The sequence below is a fragment of the Nocardia sp. NPDC088792 genome (genome assembly GCF_044750615.1).
Lineage (GTDB): Bacteria > Actinomycetota > Actinomycetes > Mycobacteriales > Mycobacteriaceae > Nocardia.
In genome coordinates this window covers 198,590-215,461 of record NZ_JBIVKC010000003.1, presented here as the reverse complement: position 1 = coordinate 215,461, position 16,872 = coordinate 198,590, and the positions used below count along the sequence as shown (strand labels likewise).

Sequence of the window (16,872 nt, the reverse complement as noted above, 5' to 3'; positions counted from 1 at the left end):
ACCCCTCATGCCCGCAGCGGCGGACCTATCGTGGTGGATATGGATGCCCGCACCGAGTTCCGCGACTTCCTCACCTCGCGCCGCGCGAAACTCACGCCGGCGCAAGCCGGGCTACCCGCCAATGGCGGCAACCGCCGGGTGACGGGTTTGCGCCGTGAGGAGGTCGCGCTGCTGGCCGGTGTCAGTGCCGATTACTACATCAAGCTCGAACGCGGCAATGCCCGCGGCGTCTCCGACAGCGTCCTCGAGGCCCTCTGCCGCGCCTTACAGCTCGACGAGGCCGAACGCGCCCACCTGTTCGACCTGGCCGCCGCCGCCAATGCCGGCACCCGCACAGCCGCGCGCACCCCCAAACCCCGTGTGCGCCCGAGCATCCAGCGCATCCTCGATTCCATGTCCACCTCCCCGGCCTACGTGCGCAACCGCCGCTTGGACATCCTGGCCACCAACCAACTCGGCAGAGCCCTTCTCAGTCCGATCCTCGCGGGCCCGCGCCGCCCGCCGAACGTGGCCCGCTTCATGTTCCTGGACCCCGCGGCCATCGATTTCTACCCTGACTGGGAACGCATGGCCGCCGGCACCGTCGCGATCCTGCGCGCCGAAGCCGGACGCGACCCGCACGACAAGCCCCTGACAGATCTGGTCGGGGAACTCGCCACCCGAAGCGACCTGTTCCGCACCCGCTGGGCCACCCACAATGTCCACGTGCACCGCGGCGGCGCCAAACGCCTGCACCACCCGGTCGTCGGCGTGCTCACCCTCGACTACGACGCCCTGGAACTGCCCGCCGACCCCGGACTGACCATCATGGCCTACACCGCCGAACCCGCCTCACCCTCACTCGACGCCTTGAACCTGCTGGCCAGCTGGGCCGAGACGACAGACCGCAACGACCTCCCCGATCCGCAGACCCCTCCCTCTACACGGCCCGGCGGTATCGCGAACCATCAAGTCTCATAACCTGATTCGCTACGCCACCGCACCGCGTGCACCCCACCGACGCCGTGCCGCACCCGGCAGCGGCGCGGCCACCAGCAGAATCAGCAAGGACCACAGGCCGATATGCGGCAACGCGACGGCCACGACCAATGCCAGGACCGCAGCGCCGACGGTGATCCAGTGGCTGGCCAGATCCACGGGTGTCAGCACGGTAGCGTCGGTCAGCAGACCGCTCCGGTAGAGCAGCAGTTCTTCGATTCGTGCCATGGCCATCGCGAAAACGATGACGCCGACGTAGATTCCGATGGCGACCCGATCGCTACGGCGCGAATAGACGTCGAGCACGGTCGCCACCGGGATGGCGACCATCGCCAGCAGCCATAACATGTTCACCCGGATCAACAGCGCGGTATATCCGGTGGCGCGCTCGAACAGCCGATGATGGTCGCGCCAGAACGAACTGATGACCACGAAGCTGATCCCGGCGGCGGTCAGCGCATAGCTGTTGTTCGCCAGGAACTTCGAAGCCCCGGAGTCCCGCACGTCGCGCGCACTGTCGACCAGCGGCAATGCGATCAATGTGATCGCAATCGCCACCACCGCATCGCTGAAGAAAACCAACCGCTCCAACCCACGCTCGCTGTGCGCCGAACCTGACAAGGCGTGCTCCCGACCACTCACGACGCGACTGTAGAACATCCCGGCACGATGCGCGGATCGCAGATCCCGGCGCGGCCGAGTATCTATGGCGAGGTGGATGATTCGTCGATCGCAGCCATATGTTCCTCGGCCCAGGCACGTAGGGCCGAGAGCGGGACCTCGAGCGACAGACCCAGGTCGGTCAGCCGGTAGTGGACCTTGGGCGGGACGGTGGGTTCGACGCGCCGGGCGACCAGGCCGCCTACACCGGCACCGGCGCGTTGCGTGCGGCCTTCGCGCACTACCGCGCTATGCCCGACACCGCACGCCAGATCGAAACCGCGGCCGCCACAACACGATTACGGGTACCGACCCTCGCCATCGGCGCCCATCCGGTCGGCGACGCACTCGCCCGGCAACTCGAATCATGCACCGATGACCTGGTCAGCCACGTCATCCCCGACTGCGGCCACATCATTCCCGTCGACGGCCTGCCCGCACTACGGACGCTGATCGAGGAATTCCTCGCCGGCAACGCCGCATCATCCTCCGGTCCCGCCGGAACTGTGGGCTCGGGCGAATAGCCCGCACATGATCAAATGGTCCCATGAGCTTTTTCGTGCGAGTTCGTTTCGATGTGCGGGATGGCCGGCGGGCCGAGTTCGAGGAAGCCGCGCTCGCGCTGCGCGCGCAGGCGCTCGAGGAGCCCGAAACCCTCACGTATCGATGGTTTTCCACTACGCCCGGCAGTTATGTGGTGATCGAGGAGTATGTCGACTCGGATGCGGCCATGGCGCACAACGAGCGGGGCGAGAAGTTGCTGGCGCAGGTGAACGAGTCCGCGGAGATGGTTTCCGCGGAGCTCTACGGACCCATCGGGCCCTGGGTGCGTGAGTGGGCGAGTACCCGGCCGCAGGTGACGATCTACCCCGACTTCCCCGGCGACGTGAAGTAGTCGGTCACCGCACCCAGGGCATGCGGCAACGGGTCATCGGTCGATCAGTGACTGGTTGCCGAGAACGATTGCGAGCGCGAGGCGTTCGGCGTCCGCTGTCTCGGGTTCGACCGTATACATCATGACGCGGAGGTCGTCGGCGGCGACGAGGAGCGTGTCGCAGTCCAGCGTGATGCGACCGACGTCGGGGTGGTCGATGGTCTTGTGCCGCCCGTAGTCCTGGTGCACTTCGGCGACGCCGGATTCCCAGAGCTCGACGAAGCGCGGGCTCTGCGCGGCGAGGTCGCGGATCAGCTGTTTCAGCCGCTGATCGGCGGGGTAGCGCGCGGCCGTCAGCCGCAGGTCCGCGACCAATCGAGCCTCGAAGTCGGCTTGCTCCCCCGGGGTGTGGACCGCGCGGGTGCCCGGACCGATGAGGTTGCGCCAGACGCTGTTTCGTTCGATGCCGCGCCAGCTTGTCGTCTGGCCCATCAGCGCGTCATAGGGTGCATTTGCCACGACGAGCGTCCAGGTGGCGTCATAGACGGCGACCGGAGTGTTCGCCAGCCGGTCGAGCAGCCGTTGCACGCTCGGCGTGATGCGCGACGAGACGACGCCGGGTCCGGGGGTGACGTGGCCGGCCAGCCGGAAGAGCAGGTCGCGTTCGGCGTCGGAGACACGCAACGCGCGCGCGAGCGCCTCCACGACCTGCACCGAAGGCGAAGTGGCCCGGCCTTGTTCGAGTCTGGTCAGGTAGTCGACCGAGATCCCGGCCAGCCCGGCGAGCTCTTCGCGGCGCAGCCCGACCGCGCGGCGCCGTCCACCTGCCCCGATACCGACGTTGCTCGGCCGCACCCGGTCACGCCACCGGCGTACCGTCGTACCGAACTCCCATGAGTCCATTTCTCCACTGTGCCCGCCCCGGATGTGCTTGTCGTGGCCCTGGCAGTCCTACGAAAACCGGACGACTGCCTGACCGGCCGAGTCCGGCCGAGACTCGAACCACGAGGTCCGCCGGTCCTGACCGGCGGTGTCCAACGGCAGAACGACGAACGGAGAATCATGAACTCGATCGCTTCCGGAACCGTGTTGATCACCGGTCCGACCGGCGGATTGGGACGCGCCGCAACGCTGGCGATGGCCGATCGCCCTGCCCACGAACGCCCCGACCTGCTGCTCGTCGGCAGGGCCGGTCGAGCACTGACCGAGGTGGCCCAGGAGGCCCGTGCGGCAGGCGCGGTCGTGCGCGAGATCGGCTGTGACCTGGCCCGGCTGGCCGACGTCCGTACCGCGGCGCAGCAGGTCGAACAACTCCTGCATGACGGCGCGGTGCGCCCGCTGCGCGGTCTGGTGGCCAACGCCGGTCTCTCGTCCGCCGACACCCACAACGTGTCAGCGGACGGATACGAACTCACCTTCGCCGTCAACTACCTCGCACATGCGCAGCTCATCGGCGATCTCCTCGACTCGTTCGCCACCCCGGCCCGCATCGTCCTGCTGGGTTCGAACACCTACTACCAGAACATCTTTCGCCGGATACTGTCGGTCGCACCGGCCGCTTGGCGCGATCCGATCGAGCTGTCGCGCCCCACGGCCGCGGAGGTACCGGCGACACTAGAGCTCAGCGGCACCGCCTACTCCGACTCCAAACTCGCGATCCTCTACTACGCCCACGAGCTCCAGCGCCGAGCGCCGGCAGGGATCAATGTCGCGGTCTTCGAACCGGGTTTCATGCCGGGCACCGGTCTGATGAGAGAACACGGCGCAGCCGCCCAGCGAATCGGACGTGCAATAGGCCGAATCCCCGGCGTCTCGTCACCGGCCCGCTCCGGCCCGGCACTCGCATCGATCATGCTCGACGACCGCTGGGCGCACCTGCGCGACGGCGCATTCGTGGTCAAGGACCAAGAACGTGAGGTACAGCCGTTCGCGAAGGATCCGCACCGCGAGGCCCGATTGTGGGACGCCACAGCCGAACTCCTCAAATCCGCTGCCTAGTAGCGGCACTCCCACTACCACGGCGACCTACTTCGGATGCCAGGTCTTCCAGTGGAGGTCACCCTCGCCGTGTCCGGTGGAGACGTCGACATCGTCGGCTGTCTCGGCGTAGGTCCCGCTGCTCTGGGCGGCCAGTTGCCGTATCGCGGCGAGATTGGTCCTCGCCAGGTTCGCCTGCTGTGGGTGCCCGGAGTCGATCGCCGATTGGAAGGCGGCCTCGGCTCCCGCTGTGTCGTGCAGGTCGTTGAACAGGACGAAACCCAGGTTCACCATTGCCTTCGGGGCGATCTCGGGATGCCCCGACTCGATCGCGGACCGGTATGCCACCACGGCCTTCCGCGACGCGCGCTGCTGCTGGTACAGGGTCCCGAGATTGAACCAGGCATTCGGTGCGTGATCACGGTGCCCGGTGGCGATGACCGCACCGTAGGCCTGTTCGGCCCCGGCCGCATCGCCTCGTCCGGCGAGCGCCACCCCGAGCGCCAGCCCGGCGCTGGCCGACCACTCCGGATGACCCGCCTCGACCGCCCTGCGCAGGACCGGTTCGGCCTCGGCGAAGTCGTTGCGCTCCAGGAACAGTTCTCCCAGCAGGCCCGCGGCCCGGGACGACCATTCCGGATCATCGGCCAGCATGGAGGTGATCAACGCGCCGCGCGCGGACTCGAAATCGCCGCTCTGGGACAGGGAAAGCCCTACGACGAAAGCGTTTCGGGCAGACTCGGACATTCTGTCATTGTCGCAGCGGCGGATCACCGCTGCCATACAAGAACGGCCGCCCATCGAATCGCATTCGCCCTCTTCCCTTCCCGTGATCGGCCCGCTGCTCAGCTCGCTCGGTCTCTGAGCCGCGCAACGCCTTCCGGCGATTTCCCTGACGGAGGTCGCCGGATCAGGACACCGCCCGGACCTCCTCGTCCTGCGGTGTCACCGCCGATCCGGTCGATCGGAACCGCTGCTGGTACTTGCTCGGCGAGATGCCCAGGCGCGCAACGAAAGCCCGGCGCAAGGCTTCACTGTTACCGTATCCGGCGGCGATGGCCGCTTCGGTGACAGTGTGGCCGGCGTGCAGGAGGTCGCGGGCGGCGCAGAAGCGAACGAACCCAACGTATTCGGCGGGTGAGCGTTCCAGTTCCGAACGGAACAGCCGGGTGAGATGGCGCGGGCTGACTTGCGCGTGCGCGGCCAGTGTTTGCACGGTGTGCGGGTATGCGGGGTCCACGCAGATCAGGTCCACCACGCGCCGCACCAGCGCGCTGCGCGGGGCAGGCCCGTTCAGCGAGGCCGAGAATTGCGATTGCCCGCCCGGCCGCTGCATGTAGACGACCAGCGATTGCGCGACCCGGCGTGCGATATCGGGTCCGTGATCCTCCTCCACCAGCGCCAGTGCCACATCGACGCCGGCCACGACTCCGGCCGAGGTGTAGAGGTTTCCGTCGCGGACGAAGATGGCGTCGGGCTGTACGTCGGCCTTCGGATATCGGTGCGCGAGTTCGCGCGTGAACTTCCAGTGCGTGGTGGCCTGCCTGCCGTCCAGCAGTCCGAGTTCGGCCAGTACGAATGCGCCACTGCAGATCGATACCAGGCGCCGGGTTTTCGCCGAGAGGGCGCAGGCTGCGGCGAGGACCTCGGCGGTGACGAATCGCGTGGGCGGCAGTTCGCTGCCGGGGATCACGACGGTATCGAATCGTCCGGCATCGGCCGCCGCGCCGCTCACTTCGATCCGGCTGCCGAGCGAGGTCTGCACGCTGCGGCCGTCGGGCGAGATCAGCACCACCTCATAGTCGGATACCGACTGGTTCGCCTCCACGAATACCTCGGCCGGACCGACGAAGTCGAGCATTTTGACACCGTCGAAGACCAGGAACCCGATGCGCCGTCGAGACTTTCGCGCGAATGAGGAGGGCATGCCGACCAGTATTCTGGAGGCACGCCTCCAGAACAAGGTCTGTGAGCATCGACGCACGTCGATTGGTACGGTGACCGCATGGGACGGCCACGACAGTTCGATGAATCGGACCTGCTCGACGCCGCGACCGAGCTGTTCTGGTCCAAGGGATTCGACGACACGTCGGTGGAGGACGTCTCGCTCGTCGCCGGCGTCGGCAATGGCAGCATCTACGCCGCGTACGGCAACAAACGCGGCTTGTTCCTCGCCGCCTTCGCGCGCTACTGCGACCGCCGGGCCGCCTTCGTACGCGATACCGTGCTCGCCGCACCGGGTTCCGCGCGCGCCGCGGTGCTGGCGCTGCTGCATGCCGTCATCGCGGACTGCGCCGCACAGCCGGGCCGCCGCGGCTGCCTGATGATCAATAGCGTCGCCGCCCTGGGCGGCCGTATTCCGGAGGTCGCCGCGCTGGGTGCGCGCACCACGACCGCCATGGAGCAGGGCGTCGCCGAGCGGCTGCGCCGGGCCGCCCCCGACGATGACGACACCGCCGTAGCCGCGCTCAGCGCGCACGTCATCGTCGTCGCTCAGGGCTTGATCCAGTTGAGCCGCATGGATATTCCGGTGCGCCGCCTGCACGAGATCGCCGAGATCTCGCTCGCCGCCCTGCCGTCGACCTGGGCCGACCGGATCGACCCGACCGCGGGCGCCCGCGAGGTGCGCTCCCGCTAGCCGACTCACCGATGTCCCGTTTCCAGGGATTCCTGGCCCGCCGAGCGGGGTCGGCGACTGCCCGCGCCGCGCAGACTGGGTTGTGTGCTCGCCGATGCGCGCACGTCGACGCGACGAAAGGCAATAACCATGGCAGGCAATCCGCACGGCATCTCGCTCGAGCCCGCCGCCCAGGAATTCGTGGACGCGACCTCGGAACCGCCTTTCCTGTACCAGCTTTCGCCGGAGGAGGGCCGCAAGACGGTCGACGGGGTGCAGGATTCCCCCATCTTCAAACCGGAGATCGACGAGGAGTGGATCACCGTCGAGGGCGGCCCGACCGGCTCGGTGCGAGTCCGTATCGTCAAGCCGCGGGGCGCGACCGGTGTGCTGCCGGTCATCGTGTACACCCACGGCGCCGGCTGGGTGTTCGGCGACGCGCACACCCATGACCGCCTGGTCCGCGATCTGGCCGTCGGTGCCGGTGCGGCCGTCGTATTCCCCGAATACGACCGCTCCCCCGAGGTGCGCTACCCGGTCGCCAACGAGCAGTCCTACCGGGTGGTCCAGTGGGTCACCACCGACGGCGCGGCGAAGGGCCTGGACGGCACCCGGATCGCCATCGCGGGCGATTCGGTCGGCGGCAATATGGCCATTGCCCTGACCCTGATGGCCAAGGAGCGCGGCGACGTGTCCTTCCGCCGGCAGGTGCTGTTCTACCCCGTCACCGACGCCAACTTCGACACCGCCTCCTACCGGGAGTTCGCCACCGGCTACTTCCTGACTCGCGAAGGCATGCAATGGTTCTGGGACCAGTACACCACCAGTGAGACCGACCGCGCCCAGATCACCGCCTCTCCCCTGCGCGCCACCCCCGAGCAGCTGACCGGCCTCCCGCCCGCCCTCATCATCACCGCCCAGGCCGACGTCCTGCGCGACGAAGGCGAGGCCTACGCCACCAAACTCCGCACCGCGGGCGTCCCGGTGACCCAGGTCCGCTACGCCGCCATCACCCACGACTTCGTCATGCTCAACACCCTCCACGACACCAACGCCGCCAAAGCCGCCGTGGCCCAAGCGGTCAGCGTCCTGACCGCGGCCCTGCACGACTGACCGGCACCATGGTGGGCTGCTCACCCGGATTCTCCGAGGGAGCAGCCCACCGTGAAGCGTTGGCGCTCAGTCGAGTCCGAGGTAGACGGTCTTGTACTGCAGGTACTCTTCGAGGGCTTCGGGGCCGAGTTCACGACCGTAGCCGGAGGCCTTGTAGCCGCCGAAGGGCGTGTTGGACTGCAGGACTCCCCAGATGTTGACCCAGACGATTCCGGCGTGCAGCCGGGCTGCGACGCGGTGCACGCGGTGCAGGTCGCGGCTGTGCAGGCCGGCGGAGAGTCCGTAGGGGGTGCCGTTGGCGATGGCGATGGCCTCGTCTTCGGTGTCGAACGGGATCACGGTGAGCACAGGTCCGAAGATCTCTTCCTGGCTGATCCGCATCTGCGGGGTGGCGTCGGCGAAGATGGTCGGCTGGTGGAAGTAGCCGCGGCCGTTCCAGCCCTGGTATCCGGCTGCGCCGCCGGTGCGTAGTACCGCGCCTTCGGCTTTGCCGATCGCGACGTACTCGACGACCTTGTCGAACTGGGCCTTGTGTGCGAGTGGGCCGAGTTCGGTGCCGTGGTCGAACGGGTCGCCGATCACGGCATTCTCGACCCGGGTGACCAAACCGTCGACGATCTTGTCGTAGATGGACCGCTGCACCAGCAGGCGGCTGCCCGCCATGCAGAACTGGCCGGTATTGAAAAACGCTCCGCGGAAAGCGGATTCGATCGCTCGCTCGGGATCCGCGTCATCGAAGATGATCTGTGCTCCCTTGCCGCCCAGCTCGACCGTGACCCGTTTGAGAGTGTCGGCGCCGGCCGCGATGAGGTGCTTGCCGACGCTGGTGGAGCCGGTGAAGGCGATCTTGTCGATGCCGGGGTGGCTGATGATCGCATCGCCGACGGTGCGGCCGGGACCGGGGACCACGTTGTAGACGCCGCTGGGCAGGCCGGCGTCGTGCATGATCTCGGCGAGTTTGATCGCCGAGAGTGGTGTGGTGCCGGCGGGCTTCTGCACGATCGTGTTCCCGGCCGCCAGCGCGGGAGCGACCTTGTTCATGGTGAGCTTCAGCGGGAAGTTGAACGGGGTGATCGCACCCACCACGCCGAGGGGTTCGCGGCGGGTGTAGGCCAGCGAGTCCCCGCCCACCGGCCGTGCGGCTCCGTCGAGCTGCTCGACCAGCCCGGCGTAATAACGCAGCAGGTCGGCCGCATTGGCGACGTCGTCGCGTGCGGTGGTCGCGAACGGCTTTCCGACGTCGAGTGTTTCGCGCAGGGCCAGTTCGTCACCGCGCTCGTCGATCGCGGCGGCGATGCGAATCAGCAGTTTGCTGCGTTCCTTCGGGCTCAGCGCGGGCCACGGCCCGGATTCGAAGGCGCGGCGGGCGGCGGTGACCGCGGTATCGACATCCTCGGGCGTGGCCTGGGCGACCGTGCAGATGACGTCTTCGGTGGTGGGATCGATATCGTCGACGGTCTCACCGGTTGTGCCCGAACGGAATTCACCGTCGATGAACAACAGTGCGGGATCGAGCTTGGTGGAAGTATCGGTTGTCATTGACCTGTGCCTAAATGATTGTCGGGGTGGCAGTGCGCGGAGTGGGCAGCGCGGGTTCGGGCGGCCGGGCCAGTGCCCACCGGCGGGTGGTGACGGTGTGGCCTCGTCGCCGGCCGAGGAAGGCAACCGACCACGAGATCACCGTGATGAGCCGGTTGCTGTAGCCGACGAGGTAGTACAGGTGCACGGCGAGCCAGACCAGCCAGCCGAGCACGCCACCGAATTGCACACGGCCGATCTGGACAAGGGAATCGAAGCGCGAGACCGCCGCCATGCTGCCTTTGTCGAAGTACCGGAACGGTTTTCGCTGCGCGGGATCCTCACCTGCCAGCCCGGCCCGAATACGCTCGGCAGCGTAAATACCACTCTGGATGGCAGCCGGTGATAACCCCGGTACACCGGGCACCGACATCAGGTCGCCGATCACGAACACGTTGGGGAAGCCCTTGATGGTGAGGTCCGGTTCCACGATGACCCGGCCCGCGTGGTCCATCTCGGTGCCGTCGGCCTCCCCGACCAGCAGCTTGCCGAGCGGTCCGGCTTGTACACCGGCGGTCCACACCGTGTTCGCGGCCTCGATCCGGCGCAGGGTGCCGGCGGCGTCACGCACCGTGACGCCGTCGGCGTCCACGTCGGTGACCCGGGTGCTCAGCTGCACGTCGATTCCCATATGGGTGAGCCGGTGCAGCGCAGCGAGTCTCAGCTTCGCGGGCATGGCGGGCAACAACTCCGATTCGCCCTCGACCACGACCACATTCGCTTGTCTCGAATCGATGCGCCGGAAGGCGCCCTCGAGCGTGCGAGCGGCCAGTTCGCTGATCTGACCGGCCAATTCGACGCCGGTGGGCCCGCCGCCGACCAGCACGAAGGTCAGCAACCGCGCGCGTTCTTCCGCCGATTCGGTGAGTTCGGCCCGTTCGAACGCGGTGAGCAAGCGCGCCCGCAGGTCGAGGGCGTCCTCGATGGTCTTCATGCCCGGGGCGTGTTCGGCGAAGTGATCGTTTCCGAAGTAGGACTGCCGGGCGCCCGCGGCCACGATGAGACTGTCGAACGCGGTGATCGTTTCGAGCTCTCCGAGCTGCGAGGTGACCGTGCCCGCGTGCGCGTCGATGTCGACGACAGTGCCGAGCAATACCTGTGTGTTGCGGTGTTTGCGCAGTATCAGCCGTGTGGCCGGGGCGATATCGCCGGCCGAGAGTACGCCCGTGGCAACCTGATACAGCAATGGCTGAAACAGGTGTGAGGTGGTTTCGCTGATCAGCGTCACCTCGACGTCGGCGCGGCGCAGCTTCTTGGCGGCGGCGAGTCCGCCGAACCCGGAACCCACGATCACCACGCGATGCGGTGCAGTCGCCATCATCGGTACCCGTACTTCTGCCAGCGGGACAGGACTCGGTCCTGAATCTCAGGGGGCCAGCCGTTTTCGAAGCTGCCCTTGATCGGGCGCCCCTCGGGGTAGAGGTCGGCGAGCAGGCAGTTGTAGATGACCTTCCCGGTCCGGAAGCTGTGCTTCTCCTCCTCGGAGAGATAGATCGCGAGCGGGTCGGACAACGCGGGCGGGTAATGGAATTCCCCGCGCGACAGGTCCGGGTGGGATCGGGTCGCGAATGCCCACACCACCCCTTCGATCCGGGTGATGTCGACGTCGTCCTCGACGACCAGGATCTTGGGTGCGTGGACGCTGGGCTTGCCACGGAAGATGACCGCGGCGATCTCGTCGATCAGCTCGTGTGAGCCCATGCCGGTGGTCTCGTGCCAGTCCGAGGCGACGCTGAGGGTGAGCCAGTGCAGCGCGGCCTCGGTGTTGTACCAGGCCAGCGAGATCGGCAGACCGGCGCTGCGCAGCTCGTAGCAGATCTCGGCGGCGCTCGTGGTCCCGATGATGACGTGGTTCTCCTCGGTCGGCGGCCCGGCGGCCAACGCGGGCATGATGGCCTCGTCCCGGTAGGTGATCGCGGAGACGTGAAAGACCTTCTTGGGAGTGGCCTCGGTGGCGATGTAGCCGGGGAATTCGCTGTAGGGCCCTTCCAGCACGGTCTCATCGAGGGCGATGTGGCCCTCGATGACGATCTCCGCGGTCGCCGGCACCGGCAGATCCACCGTCTCGGCAGGCACGACTTCGATGCCTTCGCCGAATATCGCTCCCAGGTAATGGGATTCGTCCACACCCTGTGGCAGCGGCATCCCGCCGACCAACGGCAGTCCGGGCTCGACACCGATCGCCAGCACGATCGGCATCGGCTGACCGAGCACGGCCCACTGCGCCCGGATGATTCCCAGGTGCTGAGTGTCGGCGATCAGGCAAGCGAGTGTGTCCTTGTCCGAGATCATCATTCGATTGACCGACCAGTTCGTCCACGACCCGTCAGGCGTCCGGACGATGTTCATGCCGAAGGTCTGGATGTAGCGGCCACCGTCATGGCCGTGCAACCTCGGCGTCGGGAACCGATACAGATCAATATCGTTGCCCAGCATGATGCTCTGCTTGCAGGGCGCGTCGGCCCGCTGCACGGGCACCGGCGGAATGCCCGGCTGATTCCGCGCAGCGACCAGTGTCTCGATGATCTGGCGGCCGTGCGCGTCGGCAGGCAGGCCCAATGCCAGCGCGAACCGCGCCAGCGGATGCTGCGGGCCCGATAGCGCCCCCGGCGCACCGAGCACCCGGAACCCCGTCTCCTGATATCCCGTGATGTTGGTGAAAAGCGGTGCGGCGGCCCGCAAATCGTAGGAGTGGCGAATCACGGCGCCGATCTCCAGATCCCAATCGACCGCCGTGTCGATCCGCTGAATCTCCCCGATCTCATCCAGCGCGACAATGAACTCACGCAGACTCTTGAAATGCGTCATGGCTCAGACCGCATCCAATTCGATGGCCATGCTGCGCTGCTCCGACAGACAACGGAGCCGGAGCCCGTCCGCGGCCGTACGCAAGCCGATCTCACTGGCGAATGCCGCTCGCAGCGCGGCCATATCGTCCCAATCGAGCGCGGCGACCTGGTAATAGGGTTTGCCGATAATGGGAGCCGGATTACGCGACAGCGTGAAACGACGCAGACCGGGCAGCTGTTTGCACAGCGGGATATGTACTTCTCGATAGTGTTTGTCGAACTCTTCGGGATCGGTAGGGGTGTCCCAGAGCACGAGGAAACGCGCAACAAGTGCCACTTGCAATTCCTTTCGATCAGTCGGGGAATCCGATCTTCGCGATGGATCAGAAGACGGCCACGAAGAACAGCACCGTGGTCGCGAGGGCGGCGGTGAGGCGGCCGAGGTTGGAGGTGTGGAAGCGGCGGATCTGGGTGCGGACGTCGCCCGGGGTGGATTCGGCCAGGTTCCATTTGGCGACGGCCTTGTAGATCGGCAGGTTGAAGATGGCGGTCCAGAGGAAGAAGCCGAGCAGGAAGACTCCACCACCGGTCAGGGCGCATACCTTGGCCGTGGTGCTGGGCGCGTGCAGGAAGGCCATCCAGACGGCGCTGATGATGGGGATGATGGTGAGCGTGGACAGGATTCGGTTGGTGCCCGCGTGCTGCAGGAAGTCCTGGAAGTTGCGGGCCGCCTCGAGTTCGGGCTGCTGATTCCACAGCCCGCGCATGACGGTCAGCAAGGTGGTCATGAGGCCGACCAGCATTGCGGCGGAGAGGATCGCCAGAAAGTCCAGTGTGCGATACATTTTCGTGTTCCTATCGGTAGCCGTAGGCACGCCACTCGGCGAGCACGCGTTCTTGGATGTCTGTGGGCCAGCCGTTTTCGAAGCTGCCTTTCACGGGGCGTTTGCCGTCCGGGTAGAGGTCGGCGAGCAAGCAGTTGTAGATGACCTTGCCTGCCATGTAGGTGTGCTTTTCTTCCTCGTCGAGGTAGATGGGCAGGTCATCGCTGAGCCGGTGCGGGAAATGGAATTCGCCGCGTTCGGCATCGGGGTGGGAGCGAGTGGCGAAGGCCCACACCACCTCGTTCAGGTTGGTGATATCGACATCGTCTTCGACAAGCAGGATTTTGGGTGCGTTGACCGATGCCTTGCCGGTGAAAGCGACGTCGGCGACCCGCTGGACCAGTTCGGCCGAGGAGATGCCGAGGGTGGTATGCCAGTCCTGGCGCACCGAGAGCGTGAGCCAGTGCATGGCGGCCTCGGGGGTGTGCCAGGCCGAGGTGATCGGCAGCCCGGCCCGGCGCAGCTGGTAGAGCAGTTCCGCGCCGTGCATGGTGGCGGTGCAGGTGTGGTCTTCCTCCACCGGCGGGCCGGCGGCCACCACGGGCAGGATCGCGTTGTCGCGGTAGGTGATCGCGGTGACGGTGAACAGCTGTTTGGGTGAGGAGGCGGTGGCGTTGTAGCCCGGGAATTCGTTCATCGGGCCTTCCATGACCGTCTCGTCGAGGCTGATGTAGCCCTCGATGACGATTTCGGCGGTGGCCGGAACCATCAGGTCGACGGTTTCGGCCGGGACGACTTCGATGCCCTCGCCGAAATAGGCGCCGATGTAATCGCTTTCGGAGACGTGGTCCGGCAGCGGCATGCCGCCGACGAACGGCAGGCCCGGTTCGACACCGAGGGCCAGCACGATCGGCATGGGCTTGCCCAGATCGGCCCACGCGGTGCGGACCACGCCGAGGTGCTGCACCGGTGCGATCAGGCAGGCCAGGCTCTTGGCATCGTGGATCATCATGCGGTTGACCGACCAGCTCGTCCACGAACCGTCCGGTGTGCGGGCGATATTCAAGCCCCAGGTCTGGATGTAGCGGCCACCGTCATTGCCGTGGATCCAGGGTGTGGGGAACTTCAGCAGATCAATATCGGCACCGAGCATGATGTTCTGCTTGCACGGCGCATCAGCGCGATCCACCTCGACCGGCGGAATACCCGGCTTGTCGCGTGCGGCGACCAGCGCCTCCATCAGCGCCTGCCCGGTGGCGTCGGCGGGCAGGCCGAGTGCCAGTGTGATGCGAGCCAGCTGATGCTCGGGTGCGCTCAGGGCTCCGGGTGCGCCGAGGACCCGGAAGCCGCTGTCCTGGTAGTCGGTGATGTTGGTGAAAAGTGGTGCGGGCGCGCGTAAGTCGTAGGAGTGCCGGATCACCGCGCCGATCTCGAGCTGCCAATCGACCTCGTGGTCGATGGTTTGGATTTCGCCGATGGCTTCGAGTGCGGTAATGAATTCCCGCAGGCTTTTCAGGTGTGCCATATCAGTGTTTCCTGGTTCTTCGAGGTGTCCTTGCGCGGGGCCGGGTCTTCTCCCCAGCGCGGCAGGTCCGGCACGTCGATGCCGAGCAGGTCGAGGGCCCGCCCGGCGGTGTGATCGACGATGTCGTCGACGGATTCGGGCCCCAGATAGAACGCGGGCACCGGCGGCATGATGATTCCGCCGGATTCGGTAACGGCGGTCATCGCGCGCAGATGCGCCATGGTGAGCGGGGTTTCGCGCACCAGCAGCACGAGCCGGCGGCGTTCCTTGAGCGTGACGTCGGCGGCGCGGGTGAGCAGATTGTCGTTGTTCGCATAGGCGATGGCCGACAGCGTCCGGACCGAACAGGGCGCGACGATCATGCCCGCGGTGCGGAAAGACCCGGAGGCGATGGCCGCCCCGATATCGGCCGGACGGTAGGTGACATCGGCCATCGCCGCCAGATCGCCTGCGCTGATATCGGTTTCGTGCAGGCGGGTCAGCTGCGCGGCGGAAGTCACCACCAGGTGGGTTTCCACGTCGGCCTTGCGGGCCAGTTCCAGAATCCGCATGCCGTACGCGATCCCGGTGGCGCCGCTGATGCCGACCACCAGACGTTGAGCAGTCATGGTCAGGCCCGCAGCAGGTTGGTGGTGAGCGAATTCAGTTCCACGGCGCCGTCGGCTCCGACAACAACCGTGCCGCCGATGTTCGCGAGCTTCCCGTTGATCACACAGTTGGGTTCGAAGGCGAATACCATGCCCTCGGCCAGCGGCAGATCGGTGCCGATGGTCGGCACCTCGGCCAGCAGCGCGTACTCGGCGGCCTCCGGCAGCTCGCGCATCCCGTGCCCGAAACCGCAGACGGTGCCATACGGATTCATCCCGTGCACCAGCGGATGGATATTCCAGCCACCTGCCGCCTCGAGTGGCGCCTTCATGGCATCGACCACCTGGCCGAAGGTATTGCCCGGCCGCAGCGCGCCCAGCCCGGCTTCGTAGGAGGCGCGCGCCACCTGGGCCGCCGCTTCGATATCCGGATGTACCTCCCCCACGGCGATGGCGACCTGATGTTGGGTTTCGCGCATGCCGAACTGGCAGAACACTTCCGCCAGGATCACATCGCCGTCCTCGATGACGCGCGGGGCCTGCGGGCGGTAGGACCAGACCGGCGGCCCCCAGCAGGCGAAGCCGGGCCCGGACTGAATCAGCATGCCCGGTGCGACGGTGCCGAGCCGGAACGATTCGGCCATGCCCGCGGCATACACGTCGGCCTCGGTGACGCCGGCCGTGGTGGCCTTCAGCATGGCCGCGGCCATGGCCTCGCCGATCTCGGCCGAATGCCGCAGTACCGCAAGCTCTTCCGGCGACTGGGCCAGGGTGCGCAGCAGGAACGGGAACCACATCGGCTTGAAGTTCACCTGCGGCAGTTGTTGCTGGACCGCGGTCCACAGCGTGTAGGGCATGATCGGGTTGAAGTGGAACGGCGGGTACGGCTCGAGGCCGATCACGCCGACCGCCGACCGTTCCAGCCCATGCTCTTTCAGTACGTCGACGACGCCCTGGGCGTGCTTCGCCACGCGCATGTTCTGCGGTTCGGTCCAACAGCCCTCGCCGCGCCGGCGGGCCTCGATGTGGTCGGCGATATGCATGGGCGACCACACCAGCGAAATGGGGTCGGCGTCGCGGGGGAAGACCACTATCGCGCCCGGGCGCTCATTGGTGAAGTAGACATCGGGCGAGAACGATGCGGGGCCGCCGTTCTCGTGCTCGCCGTAGATCACCAGTGCGTCCACGCCCTGCTCGTCCATCAACTCGCGGGCCAGTGCCCAGCGTCGATCGCGTTCGCTCAGCGAGTAATTCGGTGGCATACCAGCTCCTGATTTCGGTGTGTATCGGCTGGTGAGAACGCTATTGGGGTGCAACGCGAAAGGATTCAGTCAATCGACCGGTCCGTGA

General features: G+C 66.7%; 19 protein-coding genes. 6 read left to right on the top strand and 13 right to left on the bottom strand.

The genetic code is table 11. The annotated features are described in order from the left end of the window. Positions 1–39 precede the first annotated feature (39 nt). Complete coding sequence (locus ACIP5Y_RS18970; protein WP_400351551.1) at positions 40–960, top strand: helix-turn-helix transcriptional regulator; 921 nt, start codon at positions 40–42, stop codon at positions 958–960. A 9-nt stretch (positions 961–969) separates the two neighbouring features. Here ACIP5Y_RS18970 and ACIP5Y_RS18965 read toward each other — a convergent pair whose 3' ends face one another. Beyond that, positions 970–1,620, bottom strand: coding sequence for a TMEM175 family protein (locus tag ACIP5Y_RS18965; RefSeq protein WP_400351550.1), 651 nt, complete (start codon positions 1,618–1,620; stop codon positions 970–972). A gap of 62 nt (positions 1,621–1,682) precedes the next feature. Then, the gene (locus ACIP5Y_RS18960) at positions 1,683–1,880 is read right to left on the bottom strand and encodes a winged helix-turn-helix transcriptional regulator (RefSeq protein ID WP_400351549.1); all 198 of its coding nucleotides are present in this window, start codon (positions 1,878–1,880) and stop codon (positions 1,683–1,685) included. Here ACIP5Y_RS18960 and ACIP5Y_RS18955 point away from each other — a divergent pair. Then, the gene (locus tag ACIP5Y_RS18955) at positions 1,791–2,162 is read left to right on the top strand and encodes an alpha/beta fold hydrolase (RefSeq protein WP_400353908.1); all 372 of its coding nucleotides are present in this window, start codon (positions 1,791–1,793) and stop codon (positions 2,160–2,162) included. The genes ACIP5Y_RS18960 and ACIP5Y_RS18955 overlap by 90 nt on opposite strands. Positions 2,163–2,185: 23 nt before the next feature. Further along, positions 2,186–2,533 (top strand): putative quinol monooxygenase, encoded by a 348-nt coding sequence (locus ACIP5Y_RS18950; RefSeq protein ID WP_400351548.1) that lies wholly within the window; start codon positions 2,186–2,188, stop codon positions 2,531–2,533. 33 nt (positions 2,534–2,566) lie between these two features. Here ACIP5Y_RS18950 and ACIP5Y_RS18945 read toward each other — a convergent pair whose 3' ends face one another. Beyond that, on the bottom strand, positions 2,567–3,415 hold the full coding sequence (locus tag ACIP5Y_RS18945; RefSeq protein ID WP_400351547.1) for a helix-turn-helix transcriptional regulator: 849 nt from the start codon (positions 3,413–3,415) through the stop codon (positions 2,567–2,569). A gap of 159 nt (positions 3,416–3,574) precedes the next feature. Between ACIP5Y_RS18945 and ACIP5Y_RS18940 the strand changes: the two genes are divergently transcribed. Then, positions 3,575–4,510: an SDR family NAD(P)-dependent oxidoreductase gene (locus ACIP5Y_RS18940; protein WP_400351546.1), complete on the top strand. Its 936-nt coding sequence runs from the start codon at positions 3,575–3,577 to the stop codon at positions 4,508–4,510. Positions 4,511–4,537: 27 nt separating this feature from the next. On the opposite strand, the gene ACIP5Y_RS18935 is transcribed toward ACIP5Y_RS18940, so the two are convergent. Beyond that, positions 4,538–5,236, bottom strand: a complete 699-nt coding sequence (locus ACIP5Y_RS18935; RefSeq protein WP_400351545.1) for a tetratricopeptide repeat protein — start codon at positions 5,234–5,236, stop codon at positions 4,538–4,540. A 163-nt stretch (positions 5,237–5,399) separates the two neighbouring features. Continuing rightward, positions 5,400–6,416 (bottom strand): GlxA family transcriptional regulator, encoded by a 1,017-nt coding sequence (locus tag ACIP5Y_RS18930; RefSeq protein WP_400351544.1) that lies wholly within the window; start codon positions 6,414–6,416, stop codon positions 5,400–5,402. Positions 6,417–6,494: 78 nt separating this feature from the next. Between ACIP5Y_RS18930 and ACIP5Y_RS18925 the strand changes: the two genes are divergently transcribed. Then, positions 6,495–7,127, top strand: coding sequence for a TetR/AcrR family transcriptional regulator (locus ACIP5Y_RS18925; RefSeq protein ID WP_400351543.1), 633 nt, complete (start codon positions 6,495–6,497; stop codon positions 7,125–7,127). A gap of 129 nt (positions 7,128–7,256) precedes the next feature. Beyond that, positions 7,257–8,219 (top strand): alpha/beta hydrolase, encoded by a 963-nt coding sequence (locus tag ACIP5Y_RS18920; protein WP_400351542.1) that lies wholly within the window; start codon positions 7,257–7,259, stop codon positions 8,217–8,219. 66 nt (positions 8,220–8,285) lie between these two features. Here ACIP5Y_RS18920 and ACIP5Y_RS18915 read toward each other — a convergent pair whose 3' ends face one another. From ACIP5Y_RS18915 to ACIP5Y_RS18880, 8 genes are read right to left on the bottom strand one after another with little or no spacing between them, the layout of a single operon-like run. Continuing rightward, positions 8,286–9,758: an aldehyde dehydrogenase family protein gene (locus ACIP5Y_RS18915; RefSeq protein ID WP_400351541.1), complete on the bottom strand. Its 1,473-nt coding sequence runs from the start codon at positions 9,756–9,758 to the stop codon at positions 8,286–8,288. Positions 9,759–9,768: 10 nt separating this feature from the next. Next, positions 9,769–11,118: an NAD(P)/FAD-dependent oxidoreductase gene (locus ACIP5Y_RS18910; protein ID WP_400351540.1), complete on the bottom strand. Its 1,350-nt coding sequence runs from the start codon at positions 11,116–11,118 to the stop codon at positions 9,769–9,771. Beyond that, positions 11,115–12,605 carry a UbiD family decarboxylase gene (locus ACIP5Y_RS18905; RefSeq protein WP_400351539.1) on the bottom strand — a complete coding sequence of 497 codons (1,491 nt, stop codon included), beginning with the start codon at positions 12,603–12,605 and terminating at the stop codon, positions 11,115–11,117. The genes ACIP5Y_RS18910 and ACIP5Y_RS18905 overlap by 4 nt, the downstream gene beginning before the upstream one ends. Positions 12,606–12,608: 3 nt before the next feature. Then, positions 12,609–12,923 (bottom strand): EthD family reductase, encoded by a 315-nt coding sequence (locus tag ACIP5Y_RS18900; protein WP_400351538.1) that lies wholly within the window; start codon positions 12,921–12,923, stop codon positions 12,609–12,611. A gap of 46 nt (positions 12,924–12,969) precedes the next feature. After that, positions 12,970–13,431: an anthrone oxygenase family protein gene (locus ACIP5Y_RS18895; RefSeq protein ID WP_400351537.1), complete on the bottom strand. Its 462-nt coding sequence runs from the start codon at positions 13,429–13,431 to the stop codon at positions 12,970–12,972. A 10-nt stretch (positions 13,432–13,441) separates the two neighbouring features. Then, the gene (locus ACIP5Y_RS18890; protein WP_400351536.1) at positions 13,442–14,935 is read right to left on the bottom strand and encodes a UbiD family decarboxylase; all 1,494 of its coding nucleotides are present in this window, start codon (positions 14,933–14,935) and stop codon (positions 13,442–13,444) included. After that, positions 14,923–15,543 (bottom strand): UbiX family flavin prenyltransferase, encoded by a 621-nt coding sequence (locus ACIP5Y_RS18885; RefSeq protein WP_400351535.1) that lies wholly within the window; start codon positions 15,541–15,543, stop codon positions 14,923–14,925. Before ACIP5Y_RS18885 ends, ACIP5Y_RS18890 begins: the two co-directional genes overlap by 13 nt. A gap of 2 nt (positions 15,544–15,545) precedes the next feature. Next, the gene (locus ACIP5Y_RS18880) at positions 15,546–16,784 is read right to left on the bottom strand and encodes a M24 family metallopeptidase (RefSeq protein WP_400351534.1); all 1,239 of its coding nucleotides are present in this window, start codon (positions 16,782–16,784) and stop codon (positions 15,546–15,548) included. Between the last annotated feature and the right edge of the window lie 88 nt (positions 16,785–16,872).